This is a genomic window from Streptosporangium sp. NPDC051022 (genome assembly GCF_040683035.1).
GTDB lineage: Bacteria > Actinomycetota > Actinomycetes > Streptosporangiales > Streptosporangiaceae > Streptosporangium.
In genome coordinates, this window is record NZ_JBFBCF010000003.1 from 57,524 (window position 1) to 73,314 (window position 15,791).

At 71.2% G+C, this 15,791-nt stretch carries 11 protein-coding genes; 8 read left to right on the top strand and 3 right to left on the bottom strand.

All coding sequences use genetic code 11. The features are described 5' to 3' along the window. The first annotated feature begins 202 nt into the window (after positions 1-202). The 6 genes from AB0N02_RS07035 to mug all read left to right on the top strand — a co-directional run bounded on the left by AB0N02_RS07035 (position 203) and on the right by mug (position 9,448). Positions 203-1,129 (top strand): LLM class F420-dependent oxidoreductase, encoded by a 927-nt coding sequence (locus AB0N02_RS07035; RefSeq protein ID WP_363943555.1) that lies wholly within the window; start codon positions 203-205, stop codon positions 1,127-1,129. A 159-nt stretch (positions 1,130-1,288) separates the two neighbouring features. Next, on the top strand, positions 1,289-3,061 hold the full coding sequence (locus AB0N02_RS07040) for a 3' terminal RNA ribose 2'-O-methyltransferase Hen1 (RefSeq protein ID WP_363943556.1): 1,773 nt from the start codon (positions 1,289-1,291) through the stop codon (positions 3,059-3,061). Further along, positions 3,054-5,651 carry a polynucleotide kinase-phosphatase gene (locus tag AB0N02_RS07045; RefSeq protein ID WP_363943557.1) on the top strand — a complete coding sequence of 866 codons (2,598 nt, stop codon included), beginning with the start codon at positions 3,054-3,056 and terminating at the stop codon, positions 5,649-5,651. Before AB0N02_RS07040 ends, AB0N02_RS07045 begins: the two co-directional genes overlap by 8 nt. 130 nt (positions 5,652-5,781) lie before the next feature. After that, positions 5,782-6,954 (top strand): VLRF1 family aeRF1-type release factor, encoded by a 1,173-nt coding sequence (locus tag AB0N02_RS07050; RefSeq protein WP_363943559.1) that lies wholly within the window; start codon positions 5,782-5,784, stop codon positions 6,952-6,954. 398 nt (positions 6,955-7,352) lie between these two features. Further along, on the top strand, positions 7,353-8,762 hold the full coding sequence (locus AB0N02_RS07055) for a sugar porter family MFS transporter (RefSeq protein WP_363943561.1): 1,410 nt from the start codon (positions 7,353-7,355) through the stop codon (positions 8,760-8,762). A gap of 128 nt (positions 8,763-8,890) precedes the next feature. Continuing rightward, positions 8,891-9,448 (top strand): G/U mismatch-specific DNA glycosylase, encoded by a 558-nt coding sequence (mug, locus tag AB0N02_RS07060; protein WP_363944211.1) that lies wholly within the window; start codon positions 8,891-8,893, stop codon positions 9,446-9,448. A 190-nt stretch (positions 9,449-9,638) separates the two neighbouring features. Here the strand turns inward: mug and AB0N02_RS07065 are convergent, their stop codons facing one another. Both AB0N02_RS07065 and AB0N02_RS07070 read right to left on the bottom strand, forming a co-directional pair. Then, entirely contained in the window at positions 9,639-10,280 is a 642-nt protein-coding gene (locus tag AB0N02_RS07065) for a DUF1707 domain-containing protein (protein ID WP_363943563.1), read from the bottom strand. A gap of 7 nt (positions 10,281-10,287) precedes the next feature. Then, the gene (locus AB0N02_RS07070; RefSeq protein WP_363943564.1) at positions 10,288-11,067 is read right to left on the bottom strand and encodes a PadR family transcriptional regulator; all 780 of its coding nucleotides are present in this window, start codon (positions 11,065-11,067) and stop codon (positions 10,288-10,290) included. A gap of 256 nt (positions 11,068-11,323) precedes the next feature. On the opposite strand from AB0N02_RS07070, the gene AB0N02_RS07075 reads away from it, so the two are divergent. Continuing rightward, complete coding sequence (locus AB0N02_RS07075; RefSeq protein ID WP_363943566.1) at positions 11,324-12,652, top strand: MFS transporter; 1,329 nt, start codon at positions 11,324-11,326, stop codon at positions 12,650-12,652. 572 nt (positions 12,653-13,224) lie between these two features. Here AB0N02_RS07075 and AB0N02_RS07080 read toward each other — a convergent pair. Then, positions 13,225-13,434: a hypothetical protein gene (locus tag AB0N02_RS07080; protein ID WP_363943568.1), complete on the bottom strand. Its 210-nt coding sequence runs from the start codon at positions 13,432-13,434 to the stop codon at positions 13,225-13,227. A gap of 1,606 nt (positions 13,435-15,040) precedes the next feature. Between AB0N02_RS07080 and AB0N02_RS07085 the strand changes: the two genes are divergently transcribed. Continuing rightward, entirely contained in the window at positions 15,041-15,769 is a 729-nt protein-coding gene (locus tag AB0N02_RS07085) for a metal-dependent hydrolase (RefSeq protein ID WP_363943570.1), read from the top strand. Positions 15,770-15,791 lie beyond the last annotated feature (22 nt).

Consider the following 15,791-nt stretch of genomic DNA (forward strand, 5'->3'; position numbering starts at 1 on the left):
GTGGTGCCCGGGAATTCGCCTTGCCGCGGTCCTGCGCCCACTGCGAAGTAAATCGCTGAACGGTAAAACGGGTCGATCGTGGTAGCCATCGCGTGGATTTCCTCCCCTGAGGGGACGCGGCGATGGGTGGCGGGCATGTGGGATTTTTCGGGGTTTTGCCTATCTATATTGTGCTTTACCTGCGCTTTTGGAAGGGTGTGCCATGAAGTTGAGGATCTTCACTGAGCCGCAGCAGGGCGCCACATACGACGAACTCCTGACGGTCGCGCGGGCCGCGGAGCGGCTGGGCTTCGACGCCTTCTTCCGTTCCGACCACTACATGCGGATCGGCCCGGGTGACCCCGGTCCGGGCTCCACCGACGCCTGGGTGACCCTCGCGGGTCTGGCCAGGGAGACCTCCACGATCAGACTCGGCACCCTGGTCACCCCCGCCACCTTCCGGCTCCCCGGCGCGCTGGCGATCAGCGTGGCCCAGGTGGACCTGATGAGCGGCGGCCGGGTCGAACTGGGCCTCGGCACCGGGTGGTTCGACGCCGAGCACGTCGCCTACGGCATCCCCTTCCCTCCGGTCGCCGAGCGTTTCGGCCGGTTCGAGGAGCAGCTGGAGATCCTCACCGGGCTCTGGAGCACGCCGGTCGGCAAGACGTTCTCCTTCGAGGGCGCCCACTACCGGCTGGCGGACTCGCCCGCCCTGCCCAAGCCCGCGCAGAGCCCCCGGCCGCCGATCATCATCGGTGGGGTCGGCGCCAGGCGCACCCCGCGCCTGGCCGCGCGGTTCGCCGACGAGTACAACGTGCCGTTCCGCACGCTGGAGGAGACCGCCGCCTCCTTCGGCCGTATCCGGCAGGCGTGCGAGACCGAGGGGCGTGACACGCCGATCGTCTACTCGGCGGCCCAGACCGTCGCGGTCGGCGCCGACGACGCGCAGGTCGCGCGCCGCGCGGAGGCCGCCGGATACGACGTCGCCACGTTGCGGGCCGGTGGCGTCGCGGGCACCCCGGCCGAGGTGGTCGACAGGATCGGCGAGTTCGCCGAGCTGGGCGCCGAACGGGTCTACCTCCAGGTGATGGACCTGTCCGACCTCGACCAGCTGGAGCTGATCGCCGCCGAGGTCCTGCCCCACGTGTAGACCCACCGGCCCACTCCGAGGCGGGCGCGACCCCTGACGGGCCGCGGGCGGATCCCCCGGATCCCCCGGATCACGTGCGAGCACAGGGGCTCACGTGCGGGCCCGGGGGAAGCGATAACCCATGGCAGGGCAGATCGGGCATCGGGCAAACTGAGCCGGGTGTTGCTCACGATCTCTACGACCCTGCGGCCCGCCACGGATCTCGGGTTCCTGCTGCACAAGCATCCGGACCGGATCCAGGAGTTCGGTCAGGCATACGGCACGGCCCGGGTCTTCTATCCGGAGGCGGGCGAGGAACGCTGTACGGCGGCGCTGATGCTCGACGTCGACCCGGTCCGCCTGGTGCGCTCGCGTGGCCGGTCGACGCCCGACTACGCGCTGGGGCAGTACGTCAACGACCGCCCCTACGCCGCGTCCTCGCTGCTGGCGGTCGCGCTGGCGGACGTGTTCCGCACCGCTCGCGCCGGACGCTGCCACAGCCGTCCCGAGCTGGCCGCCCGGCCGATCCCCCTGGAGATCTCCCTGCCCGTACTGCCCTGCCGGGGCGGGCCGGAGCTGGCGCGCCGGTTGTTCGAGCCGCTCGGCTGGCAGGTCGAGGCGCTGGCCGTACCGCTGGACGAGGGGTTTCCCGAGTGGGGCGACTCCCGTTACGTCCGGTTGTCGCTGCGCGGCGAGGTGCGCCTGGCCGACGCGCTCAACCAGCTCTACGTGCTGCTCCCGGTGCTGGACGACTCCAAGCACTACTGGGTGGCGCCGGACGAGGTGGACAAGCTGATCAGGGCGGGTGAGTCGTGGCTGGGGGCCCACCCGGACAGGAGCCTGATCACCCGTCGTTATCTGGGCAGGCGCTGGGCCCTCGCCCGTACCGCGTTCGCCCGCCTGGCCGAGCTCGGCGACGACGCTGAGGAGGATCTCGAACCCTCGGTCGAGGAGGACTCCCCGCGGACCGGCGCCGATCTCGACGCCCTGGAGGTCCTCACCGGCACCGGGGACGCCGAGGACCCGTCGGCTGCGCCGTCCCCGGCCGTCCCCGGGAAGCCCGAGGACACGGCCCGGACGGAGAGCACCGGGGAGGCGGGGAACGCGGAGAACGCGGGGAAGGCGGGAGACACAGAGAGCGCCGGGAGCGCCGGGGCCGTCGCCGTACCCGCGCGTCCCCTGAACACGCTGCGCCGGGAGGCGGTGCTCGGCGTGCTGTCCGAGCTCGGGGCGCGCAAGGTCATCGATCTGGGATGCGGGTCGGGGCAGCTGCTCGGGGAACTGCTGGGCAGGCCGGAGTTCACGAAGGTGGCGGGGACCGACGTGTCGGCGCGGGCGCTGGCGCTGGCGGCCAGGCGGCTGCGTCTCGACCGGATGCCCGAACGGCGGCGGGAGCGGCTCGAACTGTTCCAGGGCGCGCTGACCTACACCGACGAACGGTTCGCCGGCTACGACGCCGCCGTGCTCATGGAGGTCGTCGAGCACGTCGATCCGCCCCGGCTGGGCGCGCTCGAACGGGTCGTCTTCGGTACCGCCAGGCCGGAGAACGTGATCGTGACGACCCCCAACGCCGAATACAACGTGCGTTACGAGTTCCTGGACGGCATGCGTCATCCGGACCACCGTTTCGAGTGGACCCGGGCCGAGTTCCGGGCCTGGGCGGCGGGTGTCTGCGACGGCTACGGCTACCGCGTCGCCTTCCGCCCGGTGGGCGACGACGACCCCGAGGTGGGCCCGCCCACCCAGATGGCCGTGTTCACCCTCGGAGGGATGCCCGGGGAAGCACCGGAGAGCGGAGGCCCCGGGGAGGGGCCGGGGGACGCGGCCCGAGGCCGGGGGACCGCGGAGAAGGCGGGCGGGAACAACGGAGACGACAGAGACGACAGAGGCGACGGAGACGACGTGAACGGCGGAAACACGGAGAGCGCGGCGGAAGGAGCCGGAGATGACTGAGATAGCCGTGCCCGAGATGTCGCTGGTCGTGCTCGTCGGAATCTCCGGCAGCGGGAAGTCGACCTTCGCCGCCAGGAACTTCGCGCCGACCCAGGTGGTCTCCTCCGACTTCTGCCGGGGGCTGGTGGCCGACGACGAGAACGACCAGTCGGCCACGCCCGACGCCTTCGACGTGCTCCACTACATCGTCGGCACCCGCCTGAGGCGCGGCCTGCTGACGGTGGTCGACGCGACCAACGTGCAGTGGGACGCGCGCAAGCAGCTGATCGACCTCGCGAAGTCCCACGACGTGCTGGTCGACGCGATCGTGTTGGACGTGCCCGAGGAGGTGGCGCTCGAGCGCAACGCGACCAGGCCCGACCGGGACTTCGGGCCGCACGTGGTCCGGCGCCAGCGCAAGGAGCTGCGCCGCTCCATGGGGAAGATCTCCAGGGACGGTTTCCGCCGGGTCCACGTGCTGCGCGGCGTCGAGGAGATCGAGGCCGCCACGGTCGTCAGGGAGAAGGCCTGGAGCGACCGGCGCGAGCTGACCGGTCCCTTCGACATCATCGGCGACGTGCACGGGTGCCGCGCCGAGCTGGAGACGCTGCTGCGCACCCTGGGCTGGGAGCTCACCCCCGGCGGCGGCGCCGTCCACCCCGAGGGCAGGACGGCGGTGTTCGTCGGCGACCTCGTGGACCGGGGCCCCGACTCGCCGGGTGTGCTCAGGCTGGTCATGGGCATGGTCGAGGCCGGGAACGCCCTGTGCGTCTCCGGCAACCACGAGCAGAAGCTGGCCCACGCGCTCAACGGGCGCAAGGTGAGGGTCGCCCACGGGCTCCAGGAGTCGCTGGACCAGCTCGCCGCCGAGCCCGAGGAGTTCCGCACGGCCGCGCTCGCCTTCATGGACGGCCTGATCAGCCACTATCAGCTGGACGGTGGCAGGCTCGTCGTCGCGCACGCGGGTCTCAAGGAGTCCTACCACGGCCGTGCGTCGGGGCGGGTGCGCTCCTTCGCGCTGTACGGCGAGACCACCGGCGAGACCGACGAGTACGGCCTGCCGGTGCGTTACCCCTGGGCGAGGGAGTACCGGGGCAGAGCCATGGTCGTCTACGGCCACACCCCGGTTCCCGAGACCGAGTGGATCAACAACACGATCTGCCTCGACACCGGCGCCGTGTTCGGCGGGAGGCTGACCGCGCTGCGCTACCCGGAGCGGGAGGTCGTCTCGGTCCCCGCGGAGAAGGTCTGGTACGCGTCGGTCAAGCCGTTCACCGCCCCCGGCCACCGCGAGCCCGAGGCGCTGTCCATCGAGGACGTCCGGGGCACCAGGCACATCGAGGTGCGGCACGGCGGAGGCCGCATCAAGGTCAGGGAGGAGAACTCGGCGGCCGCGCTGGAGATCATGAGCCGTTTCGCGGTCGATCCGCGCTGGCTGGTCTACCTGCCGCCGACGATGGCGCCGCCGGAGACCTCCGGGCTCGACGGCTACCTGGAGCACCCGGCCGAGGCGTTCGCCGAGTTCGCGGCGGCCGGGGTCACCCGGGTCGTGTGCGAGGAGAAGCACATGGGGTCGCGGGCGGTGGCCGTACTCGCCAGGAACCCCCGGGTCGCGGCGGCGCGGTTCGGGGTCACGGACGGGAGCGCGGGCGCGGTCTACACCCGCACCGGCAGGCCCTTCTTCGACGAGACCGGCGAGCTGGTCGAGCGGCTCCGGCGGGTGTGCGAGCCGCTCATGGACGAGCTGGGGTCGGACTGGCTCGTGCTCGACTGCGAGCTGCTGCCCTGGTCGGCGAAGGCGGAGGGGCTGATCCGCGATCAGTACGCGTCGGTCGGGGCCGCGGCCCGCGCGGCGCTGCCCGAGGCGGTCGCCGCGCTGGAGACGGCGGCCGGGCGCGGGGTGGATGTGGGCGATCTGCTGGACCGCACCCGTCGCCGCCTTGTCAACGCTTCCCGGTTCAGGGACGCCTATGCGCGTTACTGCTGGCCGGTTTCCGGACTTGACGGGATCCGGCTGGCACCGTTCCAGATCCTCGCCTGCGAGGGACGGGCGACGGCGCTGGAACCCCACTCCTGGCACCTGGAGACGCTGGCCCGGCTCACCGACCCGTTCATCGCCCCCACCCGGCACGTGTTCGTCGATCTGGTCTCGCGGGAGTCCATGGACGCGGCGACCGTCTGGTGGGAGGCGCTGACCGCGGAGGGCGGGGAGGGCATGGTGGTCAAGCCCCTGGACCGTGGGCGGGAGGAGACCGCGCCGACGGCGGCGGCCTCCGCGGATCCGGCCGGGAGCACGGACGGGGATACGGACGGGGATACGGCCGGGGGCGTGGGCGACGGTACGGTCGCGCGCCCGAGCCGGGTGCAGCCGGGCGTCAAGGTGCGCGGGCGGGAGTATCTGCGGATCATCTACGGTCCCGACTACACCGAGAGCCTGGAGGTGCTGCGCCGCCGCTTCCTGGGACGCAAGCGTTCGCTCGCCCTGCGTGAGCACGCCCTCGGGCTGGAGGCGCTGTCGCGGCTGGTCGAGGGCGAGCCGCTGTGGCGGATCCACGAGCCCGTCTTCGCGATCCTGGCCCTGGAGTCCGAACCCGTCGACCCGCGTTTGTAGATCCCCAGGCAGGACCGGTGATCCCCCGGTAAAGACAGGTGAAGAAAGAGGGCATATTACTGATAGCGGCAATAATCCCCTCTGTCCGGCTCCCTAATGTGGTGAGAACTCGACCACCAGGGGGGACGTCATGGAGTTCGAGCGATTCGATCGTGCCGCTCTGCGGGAAGTCGTTTCCATGAACGACGGGCTGGGGGTGCTGTCGTTCTATGTGACCGCCTCCCCCCAGGAGGAGGCGTCGGTACGGCCCGCATGGCGGATCCGCTTCGGCAACCAGCTGTCCGACCTGCGAGAACAGGTGACGGCCGAGGCGGACCGGACGCGACGGATGGCCGTGCTCAAGCGGCTGGAGGAGCTGGAGCTGGACTTCCGGCAGCTGCTCGACCCGTCCGAGTCCGGCCTCGGCCGGGTCATGTTCGCCCCGGTCGGCGACGGCCAGGTGCGGGCCTTCTCCTTCCAGCTGCCGGTGGCCGACCAGATCGTGATGGAGTCGACCGCCTACGTGCGCCCGCTGGTCAACACGGTCGAGACCGCACCGCCCGCGGGCCTCGTCCTGCTCTCCCGGGACGGCATGCGCATGATCGACTACCGGTACGGCCTGGCCGAGGACGTCGGCAGGACCCCCTTCGAGATCGTCGCCGAGGACTGGAAGCAGATGCGCGGTCCCGCCACCTCGGAGATCGCCCGGCAGGCCGCGACACACCGCGACAAGTTCGAGCGCCGCGTCGGGGAGAACCTCACCCGGCATCTGCGCACCGCCGCCGCACGGATAACGGAGGAGGCCGAGAGCCGGGGCTGGCAGACGATCGTGCTGCTCGGCGACGTCCAGCTGACCGAGATCACGGCACCGCTGGTGAGCGGGGACGTCATCCAGGTCGACGCGGTGGTGGACTCGCTGACCCCGGCGAAGCTCGCCGAATACGTGGAGCCGCAGCTGCTGGCGGCCCGGACCCGGCACGGCCTCGGACTGGTGAACCGCGCCAAGGACGCCGGGCTGTCCGGCGGGCAGGGCGCCCTGGGGCTGGACGCGACGCTCGGCGCGCTGAACGACAGCCGGGTGGCCCAACTGCTGCTGGACGAGGCCCGCGAGTGGGGCGGCGGCCGTGCGTTCGACGGGCGGCTCTACCCGCCGGACACGATCCCCCCGGGGGAGCCGCCGGAGACGTTCGTGCGGGAACCCACGATGGGGGAGCGCATGATCGAGCGGGCTCTCGACATCGACGCCGAGGTGATCATCCTGGACGGTGAGGCGGCCGAGGCGCTCGCCGAGTTCGACGGAGCGGCCGCGGTCCTCCGCTGGTAGCGCACACCCCCTTCACGGGACGGTCCCGCCCGGGAGAGGGAATGTGGACCGTTCCGGGGAAGGAACGTGATACCTCTCCCCGCGGAAACGCGGACCCGCGGTGAGGGGATGAGCAGTGCCCCCGGTGCCCGGCACCGGGGGCACTGCGTCGTGGGCGGTGGAGGTGACATCCGGAGCCGAGGGCGACGTACGGCCGGCCCGCGGCGGAGACGGTGGTTCAACGGTCCGTGAACAGCAGGCCACGGCGAGGTAACAACAGGGCGTCGTGAGACACTCCACGTAGCAACAAGGGTTGTGTTTCCGCAGTTCAGGGTAGATGTCGGCGTCATGATCGGAAGCGGGGAGATCTCGCGGGGGGCGGCCCAGTTATACCTGTGTGTTTCGGGGAAAGGACTGTCATGGTCGGTACCACCCCTTCGGGCACTTCGAAAGAGAACCTGGGGCACGTCGTCTTCATCGCCGCCGCGGCCGCGATCGGCGGTTTTCTCTTCGGCTACGACAGCGCCGTCATCAACGGTGCGGTCACCGGCATCCAGAAACACTTCCACGTTGGACCGGTCCAGATCGGGTTCGTCGTCGCGATCGCGCTGCTGGGTTCGGCGATCGGCGCGTGGATCGCCGGGCGCATCGCCGACCATTGGGGACGCACCCGGACGATGCAGGTGGCCGCGCTCCTGTTCGCGGTCAGCTCCATCGGCCAGGCGCTGCCGTTCGCGATCTGGGATCTGGCCCTGTGGCGGGTGCTGGCCGGCGTCGGCATCGGCATGGCCTCGGTGATCGGCCCCGCCTACATCGCCGAGGTCGCACCGCCCGCCTACCGGGGACGCCTGGGATCCTTCCAGCAGCTCGCGATCGTGCTCGGCATCGCGGTCTCCCAGCTGATCAACTTCGCGATCGCGCAACTGGCCGGGGGAGACGTCAACAACCAGCTGCTCGGCCTGGAAGCCTGGCAGTGGATGCTCGGCGCCTGCGTGGTGCCCGCGCTGCTCTACCTGCTCTTCTCGACGATCATCCCCGAGTCGCCGCGGTTCCTCGTCGCGGTCGGCAGGACGGAGATGGCGCGCCGGGTGCTCAAGGAGGTCGAGGGCGACCAGGCCGACCTGGAGGATCGGCTGACGGACATCCAGAACTCGCTGCGCATGGAGCACCGGCCGCGGATGAGCGACCTGCGCGGCCCGGCGCTCGGGCTGCTGCCGATCGTCTGGATCGGCATCCTGCTGTCGGTCTTCCAGCAGTTCGTGGGCATCAACGTCATCTTCTACTACTCGGCGTCGCTGTGGCAGTCGGTCGGCATCAACCAGAGCGACTCGCTGCTGATCAGCTTCTCCACCTCGATCATCAACATCGTCGGCACGTTCATCGCGATCGCGCTGGTCGACCGGATCGGCCGCAGGCCGCTGCTGATGATCGGCTCCGCGGGCATGACGGTCGCGCTCGCCGTGGCCGCGTGGGCGTTCAACGCGGGCATCCCCACCGCGGAGGGCGTGCGGCTGCCGTCGATGCAGGGCACCGTCGCCCTGGTCGCCGCCCACGTGTTCGTGCTGTTCTTCGCGCTGTCGTGGGGCGTCGTGGTGTGGGTGCTGCTGGGCGAGATGTTCCCCAACCGGATCAGGGCCGCCGCGCTGTCCGTGGCCGCCGCCGCCCAGTGGGTGGCGAACTGGCTGATCACCGTCTCCTTCCCGTCCCTGGCCCAGTGGAGCCTGTCGGGCGCCTACGTGGGCTACGCCTTCTTCGCCGCGCTGTCCTTCGCCTTCGTGTGGTTCAAGGTGCGCGAGACCAAGGGACGCAGGCTGGAGGAGATGGGCTAGGTTCACCCTGTGCCCCCGGGTGCCCCCGGCGGAGCCGGTCTTGCCGGGAGGCGTCGTCTTTCGGCGTGGGAGGAGGACCGGTGCGGCGACCGAGCCAGGCGCGTACGGCTGGACAGGAGGACCCGGTGGTGCGGGAGACGGGCGCCGCGCGGCCGACCCGGGCCGAACTCGAGGCGGCGTCCGGCCTGACCATCGACGACGTGCTCGGGCCGTCGCTGGAGGTGCTGTTCTGCGAGATCAACCCGGGCCTGTACTCCGCGGTGACCGGTCACCACTTCGCCAGGCCGGGCAACCGCTTCTGGCCCGCGCTGTACCGTTCCGGCTTCACTCCCCGGTTGCTCGCCCCTGCGGAGCAATGGGAGCTGCCCTCCTACGGGCTCGGTATCACCAATGTGGTCGCGCGGGCCACCGCGCAGGCGGCGGAGCTGTCCCCCGAGGAGTTCCGGGAGGGCGGAGTACGGCTGGCGAACCTGGTTGCGGAGGCCGGGCCCCGGGTGCTCGCGGTGGCCGGGGTGACCGCCTACCGGACGGCGTTCGGGCGACCGAAAGCGACCGTCGGCCCCCAGGAGGCCCGGATCGGCGAGACGGCCGTGTGGGTGCTGCCCAACCCCAGCGGGCTGAACGCCCACTGGACGCTCGACCGGATAGCCGGGGAGATGCGGCGGCTGCGGGAGTCGCTCGCCTGAACTCCGTCCGGCAGGCGGTTTCACTCGCCCCGTTCGCCCTTCTCCGGCACGCCGTACGTCCGTGCCGCAACGCCGTACGCCAGGTGGTTCACCCCTTCGCCGCCGGCCGAGGCTCCTGTCCGGGCCGCCTTCGAGGTCTCCGCCCGGACAGGGCCGCTTGGCCGTTTCAGCCGGCCCCTTCGGGCCCCTTCTAGAAGGCGCCCGGGTGGCCTATCCGCCGGGCCTGATGCATCCGGTGGTGCTGTTCGTGCTTGCGGTGGAGCATCTTCGCCACGGCCAGCACCAGTCCGGCGATCAGGAGGAACTTGAGGAATCCGAACCCGGTGATCGCCGCCAGGACGGCCAGCATGATCAGGATCGGGAAGGGGCCGGGGCCGTGCCTGTGGCCCGCGTGGCGGCGACGCATCGCCGCGGTCTGCTGCCATGCCGCGAGCTGCCGCGTCATCGCGGGGTCGAGCCGCAGGGGCGGCGGCGGCGGAGGCCATCCCCCGTGCGCCCATCTCGGGCCGTGCCGGTGGCGCCTGCGCGCCTCGCGACGCTCCCCGGACCGGCTCCGGCCGGCCCACGGGTGGTGGTCCCACCGCTCCCCGTACTCCTCCTCGCCGTCCATGGCCGCGTGGTGGTCGCCGGCGTCGGCGCGGGAGCCGTACAGGTCGGGGAGGTCCGCGAAGGCCGGCGCCAGATCGCGGCCGGTGCGCGCGGACAGGACCAGTTCGAGGCGCTCGTCGAGCTCCTCATGGGTGAGCCTGCCCTGCGCGTAGTGCTCGCGCAGGGCGGCCATGGCGGCGTCACGCTCGGCGTCTCCGATGCGGAGATCGTCGGGAAACGTCATCGTGGGATCACTCCTCGCCGGGATCGCCGTCTGCCAGGATCTGGTAGAGCTTGCGGCGCGTCTCGATCATGATCTGCCTGGCCTGCCGGATCTGCGCCTCACTGCCATTCTGAAGCACCTGGAACAGAGCGACGCCTGACTGCCGGGCCAGATCCATCAATTCCCAGGAGCTCTCGCCGACGTCGGGGGTCATCTCCTCCCACGGGGCGCGCAACTCCTCGGAGTGCTCGGCCACGTAGGCGCGGCCCGCCTCGGTGAGTTGGAAGGACTTGCGTCCGTCGTTCTCCTCGGCCAGGACCAGGCCCTCGTCGGTGAGCTGCTGCAGCGCCGGGTAGACCGCGCCGGGGCTGGGCTTCCAGCCTCCCTGGCTGCGCTGGGCGATCTCCTGGATGATCTGGTAGCCGTTGCGCGGCTCCTCGGAGAGGAGCGCAAGGATCGCCGCGCGGACGTCGCCCCGCTTCGCCTTGCGTCCGCGCCCGAACGGGCCGCCCCCGCCGAACGGGCCCCCGCGCCCGAACGGGCCGCCCCTGCCGAAGTCCCAGGGGAAGGGGCCGGGGAACGGTCCGCCGCGGCGCTCCCTGCGCTCCCTGTGCCGGTGCTCGCGGGGACCGAACTCGTGGGGATCGCGGTCGTGCACGCCGTGCGGCCCGTGCGGGCCCTGCCCGCCGTGGTGCCAGCCGCTGGCCATGCTCCTGAGGGCGTCCTTGGCGGCGCGCTTCACCTCGCGCCGGATCTCGTGCGGGTTGGCGCCGGCCCAGCCGCCGCCCATCGCGTTCGTCGAAGACATGTGAGTACCCCCTTCGTCACGATCGTCTTTCGATCGCTTTCGATGCTTCAAAGATATATCGAGAACATTCTAGTGACAACCCTCGATTCGTTCCCGCCCGCCCGGCAAGGGGTGGCCGGTCGGGGTGTAACCTTCTAAAGTGTTTAGGTGGTTACGGTGATCGGTCGCGCGGAAACGGGAGGGCAGGGCGGTGCGGACGACGGCACGGGAGAGGTGGGCTGCCCGGACGGCGCGCGGGACGCGGCGGAACGAGGCGGTGCTGATCGGGTTCACGGCGGCGACCAACCTCGCCGACGGGGTGACCAAGATCGCGCTTCCCCTGCTCGCCGTCGGCCTGACCGACTCGCCCGGCCTGGTCGCCGGGGTCGGGCTGGCCCTGACGCTGCCGTGGCTGCTGGCCTCGCTCCACGTGGGCGTGCTGGTCGACCGGGGCGACCGCAGACGGCTGGCGGCCCTGGCCAACCTGGTCAGGCTCGCGGTCACGCTGGTCCTGCTGGCGGCCGTCGCGGCGGACAGGCTGTCCCTGCCGCTGCTCTACCTGGCGGGAGTCCTCATCGGCCTGGCCGAGGTGGTGGCGAACTCGGCGGTCGGCGCCCTGATCCCGGCCGCCGTGCCGAGGGGGCGGCTCGGCCGGGTCAACGCCTGGATCGCGGGCGCCGAGACCGTCGCCAACGAGTTCGCCGGCCCGGCCGTGGGGGGCCTGCTGGTCGGCGTCGGCGCGGCACTCGCCCTGGGATCCTCGGCCGGGGCCTTCGCGCTGGGGGCGGTGCTGCTGGCCCTGCTCGCGGGCCGCTTCCGCGCGCACCCGGCCGGGGAGACGGCCGAGGGGGCGGCCGAGGGGACAGCCAGGAAGGCAGCCGGGGAGACGGCCTCTTTCAGGGGGACGGTTCCCTCCGGGGGCGCGGCGCCGCGACGCGAGCGGGGCGGGACGCGGGCCGAACTGGTGGAGGGACTGGCCTTCCTGTGGCGGCGGCGCCTGCTGCGCACGATGTCGCTGACCATCGCGGTGCTGGTGGCCTGCTGGAGCGCCTGGCTGGCGCTGCTGCCCTCCTACGCCGTCCGGACCCTCCACCTCGGTCCGGCGGGGTACGGCCTGCTGCTCGGCTCGATCGGCGTGGGCGGCCTGCTCGGCGCGGTACTCGTCGGCGCGGCCAACCGGCTGCTGGGCATCCGGTGGGCGCTCTTCGCCGACCTCGTCGGCACGATCCTCATGATGGCCGTCCCGGCGGCGCTCCCCGAGGCGTGGGCGGTCGGGGTGGCGGCGTTCGCGGGAGGCATGGGCGGCACGCTCTGGACGGTCAACAGCCGCACCCTGGCGCAGCTGATCGTCCCCGACCGGCTGCTGGGAAGGTACGGCGCGGCCTCGCGTCTGCTGAGCTGGGGGACCCTTCCCGTCGGCGCCGGTGTGGCGGGGCTGTTCGCCGAGGTGGCGGGCCTGAGGACGGCCTTCGCGATCTTCGCTGTACTGGCCGCGTTACCCGTCGTTCCCTTCCTGGTAACCGTCACGGAAGGTGAGCTCGCCGCCGCTCAGCGAAAAAGTGAGGTAGATCACGTAATTCTCGGCGGAATCCGGAACAACTCCTGAGACCTACACGTTACAAAGGACATAGACGGGATTCGTTCCGTGCCGGAAGGGCTGGGGGGTGCTTTCGGCGCGGAACGGTCCCGTCTGTCGTTTTCTGAAGTGTGAGGGCGGTCCGCCGGAGATTTTCCGGCGGGCCGCCCTTTCCAGTCGGAGCGCCGCCGGGCCGCCGCCGGGACGCCGGAGGCGGCCGACCGCCGTCGCGACGGTGTCCCGACGGTGTCCCGACGCCTCCCCGGGATCCCCCGGGCGCCTTCGCGAGGCATTCCCAAAGCATTCCCGGGGCATTCGTGGCGCCTTCCGGGCGCCGCTGGGGGACCGCGTGACCGGCCCCGGTCGCCGGCCTGATCCCACGTTCCTGATCTTTGCCCCTTCGCCGTTCGTGCTCCGCCGCCTCGCCGCCTCGCCGCCTCGCCGCCTCGCCGGGGAGGCGAGCGGCCCGCGGATCGGCCATGGCACCGTCTCCGTAGCCTGTGACCTGGACGAATGGCCCGAGGGTGTTCGCGTCCGGTCGTTAGCCGACTCGTTGATCCGGGTAGAGAAGCGTTTGTAGAGATCTGCCCCCTGAAGATCAATCAACGGGGGTGGACTCGGATGAGCATGGTGCGAACCGGCCTGCTGGCCGTGATCGTGGGAACGGCGGCGGTCGGCGCCGTCCAGCACTCGAACCAGCACGCGAAGCCGACGGCCGACCATGCCACGAACTGGACGGCCAAACGGGCGGGGACGTCGGCGGGCAGGCGAGGCGGGGGCTGGACGTTCGGCCGCCCGGACTCGACCGGCAAGCGCTACAGGGGCAAAGGAGCCGCCGGGCGGCGCGGGGAGGCGGGCGCGAGGCGCTCCGGCAGCTGGCGGACTCGGTGGCCGAAGGCGGATGCCGGGCGTGGTGGCGGCCGGTGGTCCAGGAGGTCCGCGGGATCCGGTTCGAGGGGGTCCGAAGAGGGCGCCGGCAGACGCTCCCGGAACCGGGCGGACGAGTCGTCCGAGGGGTGGGGCGGCAGAAGGTCTCGAGAGTGGATGTCCGGGTGGTCCGACGGCTGGAACGGCAGGCGGTCGCGGAACCAGGGATATGAGCCTTCCGACGGCTTGGGCGGCAGGCGGTCGCGGAACCAGGAGTACGAACCGTCCGGCGACCGGGGCGGCAGGCGGTCGCGGAGCCGAGGGTATGAGCAGCCGGATGGCTGGGGCGGCAGGCGGTCGCGGGGTCAGGTGGATGAGCCGTCCTACGGCCGGGCCGGTAGACGTTCGCGGAACCGGGCGTACGAACCTTCCGATGGCCGGGGTGGCAGGCGGTCCCGGAACCGGGCGTATGAACCGTCCGGCGACTGGAGTGCCAGGCAGCCTCGAGGCCGGGCATCCGGCCGCTTCGACGACCGGAGCGACAGACGCTCCCGGAGATGGACCTACGGGCCGTCCGACGACGGGAACACCGGGCGGCCTCCATGGGCACGGGACGACGCCTGGCGACTCCGGCCGGGAGAAAGAGCCACAGGGGAGTAGCCGGGAAGTGGACCGCCCGCGGGGAGAGGGGGCGTCGTCCTCCACGCCCTTGGCCGGGAACGCCCCGGGGTACGCCGACCGGGAACGTCCACCGGGAGAACGCCCACCGAGGTGCGCGCCGTTCATCGGCGCCAGGCAGGTCGGCGTCACCGCTCGCCGTACCGGCGCCATGGTGTGTGTCCATGGGAGTGGTGCATCGGTGGTGTGGATGCCGTGGGTGTGGTGTGTGGCCGTATCGGCGTCATGGGGTGCGTCCGTGGGTGTGGTGCATCGGTGGTGTGGATGCCGTAGGTGTGGCTATGTCGGCGTCGTGGGGTGCGTCCGTGGGTGTGGTGTGTGGCTGTGTCGGCGTCGTGGGATGCCGTTCATGGGCTGGTGCGTGACTGACCCGGCGTTGTGGGGTGTGCCCGCGGGGGCATGATCTCCCGGGCCGGTGCGGTGCCCACGTGCACCTCCGGTTCCGGGGTGCCCGCCGTTCGCCTTCACGGTTCTCGTGACCGTTCGCCCTCACCTTGTTCGTGGTTCTCAGGGCGCCGGTACGGCGGGCGGTGGAGCGGGGTGAACCGGCGCCGATGAGCGGTGCCCCGCCCGGTGGACGTGACCGTGAACGTTCCCGGCCATGACATCGGGTGGCACGGCGCCGCGAAGTACCGCGAACACGGTGTGGGTGTGCCGCCGTACCGGCGGTGTGTGGTCCGGCGACGTGGGGGAGTGTCGCGAAACACCTCCGGCGGGCCCGGGAACAGGCGTACGTTTCACCCCGGCGCCCCTTCCCTCACCCCGTGTTCCTTCCCGCCGACACGCCGATGATGGAAAATGGCGTGATTCTCCGCTTGGGGTGGGCTTTGCCGTACAGTCGACCAAAGTGATCTTGATGGGAGTGTTTGGCCGATGATGGGGCACACGCACGCGCTGACGGGGGCGGTGGCCTGGCTCGGGGTGGCGCCCACACTGGCCGCCCTGCCGTTGCTCACGGAATCCTCCAGGTTCATAGAGACCGGCGTCATGGTGAACGCGCTCACCCCGGCCGAGTTCGTCGCCGGGACGCTGGTCTGCGCGGGGGCCGCGATGCTGCCGGACCTGGACCATCCGAGCGCGACGATCGCCCAGACCTTCGGTCCCATCACCTGGGGGCTCAGCAAGGCCGTCGCGTGGCTGAGCGGAGGCCACCGGCACGCCACCCACTCACTGCTGTTCGCGGTGGCCACCGGGTTCGGCGCCCACTACCTGGCCAACACCTATCCGATCGGCCGGGACATCCTGGTCGTGCTGCTCATCGGCCTGGCGCTGCGGGCCATCGGCATCGGCGTGCCGGGCAAGAAGTTCGCCTCGGCGATGGTCAACATCGGCCTGACGGCCGCACTGTTCCTGGTGTTCCGCAGCGACAACGTGGGGTACGCGTGGCTGGGGGTGGCGGTCGCGGTCGGCTGCCTGGTGCACGTCGTCGGAGACTGCTGTACGGAGCAGGGATGCCCGGTGCTGTGGCCGATGCGGCAGCGCTGGCTGTTGCCGTGGAAGATCGGGATCAAGACGGGGCGTGCCTTCGAGCAGAAGTTCCTCGCCCCGCTCCTCTCCGTCATCGTCGTCGGCCTGCTGTACTTCAGGCTCGTGCAGACCTGAGTGTACCGACAAGTAACTTGAT